The sequence below is a fragment of the Methanosarcina sp. 1.H.A.2.2 genome (assembly GCF_000979975.1).
GTDB lineage: Archaea > Halobacteriota > Methanosarcinia > Methanosarcinales > Methanosarcinaceae > Methanosarcina.
On the sequence record NZ_JJQL01000096.1, the window covers coordinates 20,592 to 27,548 of the forward strand.

Below are 6,957 nucleotides of genomic sequence, written 5' to 3' on the forward strand. Positions count from 1 at the left end.
ATAATAATAATAATAATAATATTATGTGGCTTCGATGTGCATCAAATCTTCTAATATAATGTAATTCCCTCTATAATTCGATTTAGTTGCCTAAATCAATATTGTATTCATTACAAATGCTGTCTGGTAGCCTGAAATACTACCAAATACTTTCGAATACTACGTATTCCAAATACAGAAGGTTGAAGTATCAAGTAATAAAAATTCATTAATATGAGGTTGATTACTTGGCTTACAGGGCTCCATCCAGAGTTTCCGGAAAACCTCTACAGAGGAGCATTTTGTGCTTTATAGGGTTTCATAAATGGAAAAGGAGTGGAGGTTTGAACATCTATGCTTCAAATGTAAAAGAAAAGTATTTTGTGTGTACAAGATGTGGAAAAAAGAAAACGATATATGAACCTAAAAAGGATTGAAAGTTCCGGATAGGTTTTGGAAAAATTAATAAAATTATATGTTTTTTCATAACAAATTATACTACATTTTCCCAAAGTTTGCCCGCCTTCAACCGACCGGGTCTGTCTAAGGGGTCTATTAAATAATCTTTATTTTTATCCCTCCACATACAAATTTTTATTATTATGATACCTGTTTTTTGCTCTAGCTTTAAGACGTTAAATTAAAATCTATTTTTCAAAAAGACGTTCATATAACTGCTAATTTGAAAATAAGCAGTAATCTGGAGCAATTTCAATTATTTTGAAGCCAAAAACACATTTTCCAGTATATGTACAATGAAATCACATGACCGCACCCGTTTAATTAGAAATAAGACTGCATTTTCTCCTTCTTAAGAATCAGTAAGTATTCAGTTTTTTTTCAGAAGAGAAGGTCTGTGCCAGAATAACTATATAGTTTTACCTCCCAAATTATTCTGATCATATGCAAAGACCTGAACTTCTTCCCCTGTTTCTTGACCATAAAACCTTCTTCCAAAGCCCCTCTGATATAATCAAGCGCAACATTTCAGTTTCCCCCTGCCTGGATGGACATGAGATCAATTTGATCTATGGTCCACTCCATGCAGGCAAGACGTCTTTCCTGAAGCAGGTCGCAAGCCTTCTGCAGGGTGTGAAAGTTTACATTAATTTTGAAGATAGCAGGTTTAAAGAATTAGAAACTGAAAGTTTTCAGGAAATCGAGGGAATTGCGGCTGAAGTTTACTTAAAAGAGAATGAAAATGAGGAAGGGCAGATCTACTATTTCCTTGATGAAGTTCATAATGTCCCCGGCTGGGAAAATTGGGTTGACAGGCTAAACAGAGAAGGGGCAGGAGTCTTTGTAACCTCGTCTTCCGCAAGTATCATGAGTCAGGAGGTTTCGTCACTCTTTGCAGGCAGGACCAGAGTCCTCAAACTTTTGCCCTTTTCCTTTAAAGAATACCTTACTCTGAGAGGCCTCAGGGTCCCAAAGCCGAACTTTCTCACACCTTCCCGTTGCGATGAAATGCTGTGCCTGTTCCTGCATTATTTTGAAAACGGCGGCTTCCCCTGCGTAATAAAAGATGGAAATTCCACACTTTCCCGGAAGTATTTCGAGGAAACTCTGCAGGCAGGGGTTATTGCAAGACATAATATTCAGGATGCAGAAGGGCTGAAAAAACTTGCAGTTTTCCTTATCTCAAACATGGCATCGGAGTACTCACTCGAAACCCTGAAAAAAGTGAGTGGTGTCGACAGTGAGGATACTATCCGTAGCTACCTTGACTATCTGGAAGAGGCTTTTTTGCTGTACCGGGTCCCTATGTTTAATCACTCATCCGAAGACGGAAAAGAAAATGAAAATAAAAATGAAAATAAAAATGAAAAAGATGCCCCATGTAAAATTTATGCAGGAGATACGGGTTTCTTCAAGACAGTATACCCCAATTATCCGGACAGCCTGGGATTAAGATTTGAAAACCTTGTGTTTCTTGAACTGCTCAGACAGGGCAAGCAGGCCTCATATTTCCGGGACAGGAGAGAATGTGATTTCCTTATAACCGAAAAAGATACTCAGGCTGTTAAGGCTGCGATTCAGGTCTCGGTCTACTTCGGAAGCCCGGCAGTAAGAGAACGGGAGGTTCTCGGGCTTATGGCAGCTATGGAAGAATACGGGCTTAACGAGGGGCTTATCCTTACCATGGACGATGAAGGAGTCGTGGAGATCCCGGGCGAAAACGGGGAAAAGAAAACAATAATCATTAACTCTGTATGGAAATGGATGCTGGAATAACCATACTCTTTCCTTTCATCCTGATTTTTTCACTTCTTACTTTGGGATAAATCTCATTTATTTTCGCGCTTCCTTCTTATTTCCCTGGACGATGTCCCATCGTCTTCGTATTCGTCAACCGGGATAATCTCACAAAACTCAAGAATCTCAGGGTTGATGGACAGTTCAACTGATTTCCTGTGAAACACCATGAACCGTACATTCTTTTCCTTAAAACTCCTTATAATGGCGGGCGTGTCCACTGTGCTGTCATAGTATTTTGCATCAAATAGCCTGTTGAAGGTATCGCCCCCGATGATGAAGGTGCTGTTAGGGAAAAGGTCGGCTTTCTGCAGGAAAAGCGGTGCCCTGGTAAGGCAAACCCCACCCATGAAGGCTTCGTCTTTGTATTTCCTTAACGAATCAAGCCTCTGGCTCAGCGAGATAAAATCTATGGGCGGCTTGTCAACATTCGTCAAAGAGATTTCAAAGTGGACGGGCGCATTATATTCCTTCGAAGCACACATCGCCATAAAGACATGGTTCTTGTGGCAGGGGTCAAAAGAGCCTGAGAATACGAGTTTTATTTCTTCAGGTTTTTCGGGCTTTGTCTCTTCAGGCTTTGTCTCTTCAGGTTTTATCTCTTCGGGAGCTTTTACTTCATTAAGATTGATCCTTGCCATTCCAGCTGTTTTGCAGGAACTCTCCGGGTTACAGCTCTGCTGTTTTAGAAGATCTCCGACAGGTCCGGAAACCGATTCATATTTTACAATAATTTCTTCCTTTCTCCCCCCACCTGTCTCAATCCTATCCCGTAAATCGATTTCAGGAACGCCGCAGTGGCGGGCGAGTACATTGAAAATCAGGGTTGCAGCAATCTTTTCTTCCTCTTCCCTTGTCCTGTCCGCTGTCAGTTCAAGTGTGCAGACCTCTGTTTCACGGGCTGCCTGGACGGCAACGTGGACCTCGTGTTTTCTCCCTTCCCGCTCGTTTGCAGCCCTGAGCTTGCAGGTCGCTCCGATTCCGATTACTTCCGGGTCTGCAAGCCCGCCGGAGCCTTTAGACAGTTCCAGAGCCCGCTGGTAAGCAACCATCGCCATCAGCCTTGCAGTTTTCTCCGAGCAGTATTTATCCGGTTTTCTTCCGAGAAACCGGTCCATCGCAGCCATACCATATGGAACAACCGCATCCAGCACCGTTGCAGAGCCGCTGCCGTGGCGGAGTAATTCCCCGATTATCTCAGCCCCGCCGCCGGTTATTGCCAGAACTACTTTGTAAGGGGATTCGTGGATTTGGAAAATACGCTCAACAGGCAAATTGATTTTATTTGCAGCCAGTTTGTCTACCATCAGCTCCGTGGATACACTTAATGAGATTATAAATATTATTATTCACGGCCACGGCTACAACATTGATCAGATTAAAAATACGTGCTCCTTTTCAAGTGCTTTGAGCAACGGTCCATGTAGAATCCTTTGATGGGGTATACAATTTCGGTAGGGTAGTTGATGGAGACACTGTATTTTTGTGGCAAAAAAGAAGTCAGTGTAATAACCCCTGAAACTTATTCTTTCCAGTAAAATGCGAATTATTCGAGGTTTTTCTCATTTAGCTGGAAAATTTTCTGTTGGTGTGTATCTGTTTTTTCCAGTTAATGTGGAATTTTCGCCATATTCTATATAATGTATATGATCATTTTTTCACATGATGCTGAAGCCGACTGATATTTCTTTTTAACCCTGGTATTTTCTTAATTCGTTCTCATAATATCCTTCGCTCAACTTTTCCACTTCTTCAAGTATTGGGATATAGAGTCCTTCGTCTGCAAGTATGCCAGGTCTTTCTCCTACCCAGGTTATCCAGACATTCTGTCCACTTAATTTGATCTGGTTTTTAAGTTCATCAAGAATAATTTCCCATACGACGCCTCTTTTTGCTAGAGAAATGCAATCTTCAATGTCCCCACTCCTTTCAGTCATGATCTTGAACAGGAAAACATCTTCATTGGAGCAGCACAGTTCCACCGATAACAAAAATTTCAAGTTTATCAGGTTCAGGAGTACCGGCAAGGAGATCATCAATTTATATAAAAAGTCTCCAGACTTCCTCTACACTCTCTATCATTGTTGCTTACCTTCCTTGATCTCAATCCCATACATCTCAGCCTTTTCCTTTATTTCTTCAAAAGCAGGATACCCCCTGATCCTTTCCCCCTGCAAAATAAGCTTCAAATTCTCAACTATGTCGTTTCTCACACCTTTCAATTCTTCCTCAAACTTACAGTAGAACAGTGCAAGGAATATGAAATGTCTTACAGAAGCTTCTTTTTCTGCAACATAAAGCGCATGCTGGAAAATATCTTCTTTTGTGAGCTTTTTTTCCGGTTCTTTATCCGAATAATAGTAATAGGTAGTTGGCAAAAGGAGTTTGATCCCTTCTTTTTCAAAGACCGAAAACCCCGTCTTTTTTCCAGAATCCCCGCCATACTTATTGGAATAAATGACCCCACCCTGGTTCCGGTAGTATATTACCGAATTATAAGGCACTCGCGGGTCAAGCAGCCTTTCGATATCCCTTATTTCCCTGAGCAGGTCTGGCACTTCTCCCCAGATCCTTTCATTGAGTACATAACGCCCCCCATCTCTTTTTACCAGGCTTATCTTTAAGGCTTTTTTCAATAAAGCATAGACCGTACTCTTTTTCACATCTGTCTCTTCAGTGATTTCATCCACACTTTTTGCTTCAAGCAGAGAGGCGAGTATCGGGATTCCGGAATCTGCAAGAACAGGTGTAAAATTCGGGTACGAATCGAGAATCCGGGTCAACCTGACCATCAAGGTGCTTTTCCTTGGGACAACTTTTCCAAATGAGAGGGTTACAAGGTCTTTTTCTTCAAGCTTTTGCACAATTCGGTAGATGTGCTTTTCACTTTTATTGAGAGCTTTGGCTACGGTGCTTATTGAGGTATTGCCTTTTGCGAGTTCTGCGATTGTTTGAAGTTCGGTTCTGGAAAAATGCATTAATTCCAATACTATGCGAATAGAGTATAAGTTTTCGCATTTTGGTAGAAAAAATTGGTTAGGTGGTAGTTTGTTTATCAGGTTAGGAATGATTCAAATATAATATCGAGGGGTTTTGTTGCCAAGAATGGTTATTGAGGGAAATGGAACTATAGATCAATTCCCAAACTGAAATTTAGAAGTTATATTTTTATCATTCTTAGTTTATTCTTTAGATTAGAAAATCAGTTTGTTAACACCTGTTTTGGGGAAGAAAGCTAAGAAATAGGGCCAGTTCAATTGTCGTGACAGTGTCACGACAATCTCTTCTTCCGGGAATACTTCCGAAAACTGGATCATTCGACGCAGGCTTTTCTCTTAGAAAGACCCTTTAATACCGGCTGCCAATTGTCGCCTCACTGCGGCGACAATTTCCTGCCTATATTCCGTCCTTTTTCCTTCGAGGTTCTCTTGTCAATTTTTGTCAGCTACTTATAAAGAGGAGGTTTTGCATTCAGGGTAATTCTCTCACCAGTGATGAGACTTTTCCATAGGACAGCTTGGCGACGGGGGCAGGTTGATTGTGCAGCAGGCTGCTGCACAATTTATGGAATTTCTTCATGGTAGCTGAGCAACCTGAAGTATGTTCAGCTCAATTGTCTACGCAGTGCGGAGACAATTCCTTTATGAATTATCTTAAGCAGTTCAAAAACCCTCAAGCAGTAATTATTTGTGGGGAGGGGAACGCAAGCGCTGTTGCTGTTATCTGTTCCAGTGTTGCTATCAACTCGTCCACTTGAGCCGAGGTAAAAAGCCCATCAGGACCCTGTGGCGTAAGGTCGGTAAAAGGTGATTCGTAAAGTAACGCAGCATCTATTGCTCCGTGTTCGGTAAGATGATTAATAATCAGGTTTACGAAATCTATCTGGTTTGCAGTCAGTGTTTTGCCTGATTGGAATATGGCCAGCGACTGTTTTGCAGCTTGCCTATCCAGCCCTATCAGTGAACGCACGAAAAGACCGAGTCCATGTGACACCTCTTTGGCACGGGCAATTTCTTCTGGTTCTCCCAACCCACTTTCAGAGAGTATCTTCTCCAGCTCATCGAGATCAGCTGCAGTCAATGGCTCGTTCATCCGGAGCTTATGGATTACGACCTGGTCCTGATGTTCCAGGAGGAAAGCCCGGGTCTTGGCGCGAAACTTCTCGAAATCTCCGGCTGAAGCAAAGCCCGGTAATTCCACGTTGATTTCACTGCCCATTTCGTCTTCGAAGTCGGTGTAAATAGGCTTTCTGCGGTGCTTCTCTATCAGTTTTACCAGGGCACGCAGACGCCGCCTAAGCGTTTCCAGCATGGGAGTTGTGACATTCTCCCACCATTCATCAGTCTGCACATCCAGAATCAGAGCCATCTGGTCACGTACCATCGGGATGGCCGATTTTTCTTCCAGCAGACCTGCGATATCTTTTACCTGGTTGCGCAGGCGCTCAAAGGCGGGCTCTGCACGCAGTAAAGCCAGCTGCAGGTTCAGGACCAGTAGATCAAAACGTTTTGCCTCTTCGGCTTCCGGTTGCAGTTCCGAAGGCAGACCTGCAACTTCATGGGAAAGCTCGGAGAGGGCTTCGCTGGACAGCTTTAACCAAGCTTCAGACCTTGAGTATTTCTCGACTAGTGTCTTAGAAACTTAATTATGGTGCATAATATTTAGACATTTTCTCATCAGCAACTTTTCTCGTAAACTTCCAGTTGATCTTATTTTCATGTT

6 protein-coding genes are annotated in these 6,957 nt (G+C 42.4%); 2 read left to right on the forward strand and 4 right to left on the reverse strand.

Features of this window, described 5'->3' with window-relative positions:
- The first annotated feature begins 882 nt into the window (after positions 1-882).
- Entirely contained in the window at positions 883-2,214 is a 1,332-nt protein-coding gene (locus tag EO93_RS15795; protein ID WP_048163554.1) for an ATP-binding protein, read from the forward strand.
- 53 nt (positions 2,215-2,267) lie between these two features.
- Here the strand turns inward: EO93_RS15795 and EO93_RS15800 are convergent, their stop codons facing one another.
- The 4 genes from EO93_RS15800 to EO93_RS15815 all read right to left on the reverse strand — a co-directional run bounded on the left by EO93_RS15800 (position 2,268) and on the right by EO93_RS15815 (position 6,618).
- Positions 2,268-3,542: a hypothetical protein gene (locus EO93_RS15800; protein ID WP_048163556.1), complete on the reverse strand. Its 1,275-nt coding sequence runs from the start codon at positions 3,540-3,542 to the stop codon at positions 2,268-2,270.
- A 384-nt stretch (positions 3,543-3,926) separates the two neighbouring features.
- A complete protein-coding gene (locus EO93_RS15805; RefSeq protein WP_156161359.1) occupies positions 3,927-4,217 on the reverse strand; it encodes a hypothetical protein in 291 nt (96 codons plus the stop codon).
- Between the two features lie 96 nt (positions 4,218-4,313).
- On the reverse strand, positions 4,314-5,213 hold the full coding sequence (locus EO93_RS15810) for a hypothetical protein (protein ID WP_048163558.1): 900 nt from the start codon (positions 5,211-5,213) through the stop codon (positions 4,314-4,316).
- 694 nt (positions 5,214-5,907) lie between these two features.
- The gene (locus EO93_RS15815; RefSeq protein ID WP_048163560.1) at positions 5,908-6,618 is read right to left on the reverse strand and encodes a type I restriction-modification enzyme R subunit C-terminal domain-containing protein; all 711 of its coding nucleotides are present in this window, start codon (positions 6,616-6,618) and stop codon (positions 5,908-5,910) included.
- A 4-nt stretch (positions 6,619-6,622) separates the two neighbouring features.
- Between EO93_RS15815 and EO93_RS18355 the strand changes: the two genes are divergently transcribed.
- The gene (locus EO93_RS18355; RefSeq protein ID WP_048163562.1) at positions 6,623-6,880 is read left to right on the forward strand and encodes a hypothetical protein; all 258 of its coding nucleotides are present in this window, start codon (positions 6,623-6,625) and stop codon (positions 6,878-6,880) included.
- Positions 6,881-6,957 lie beyond the last annotated feature (77 nt).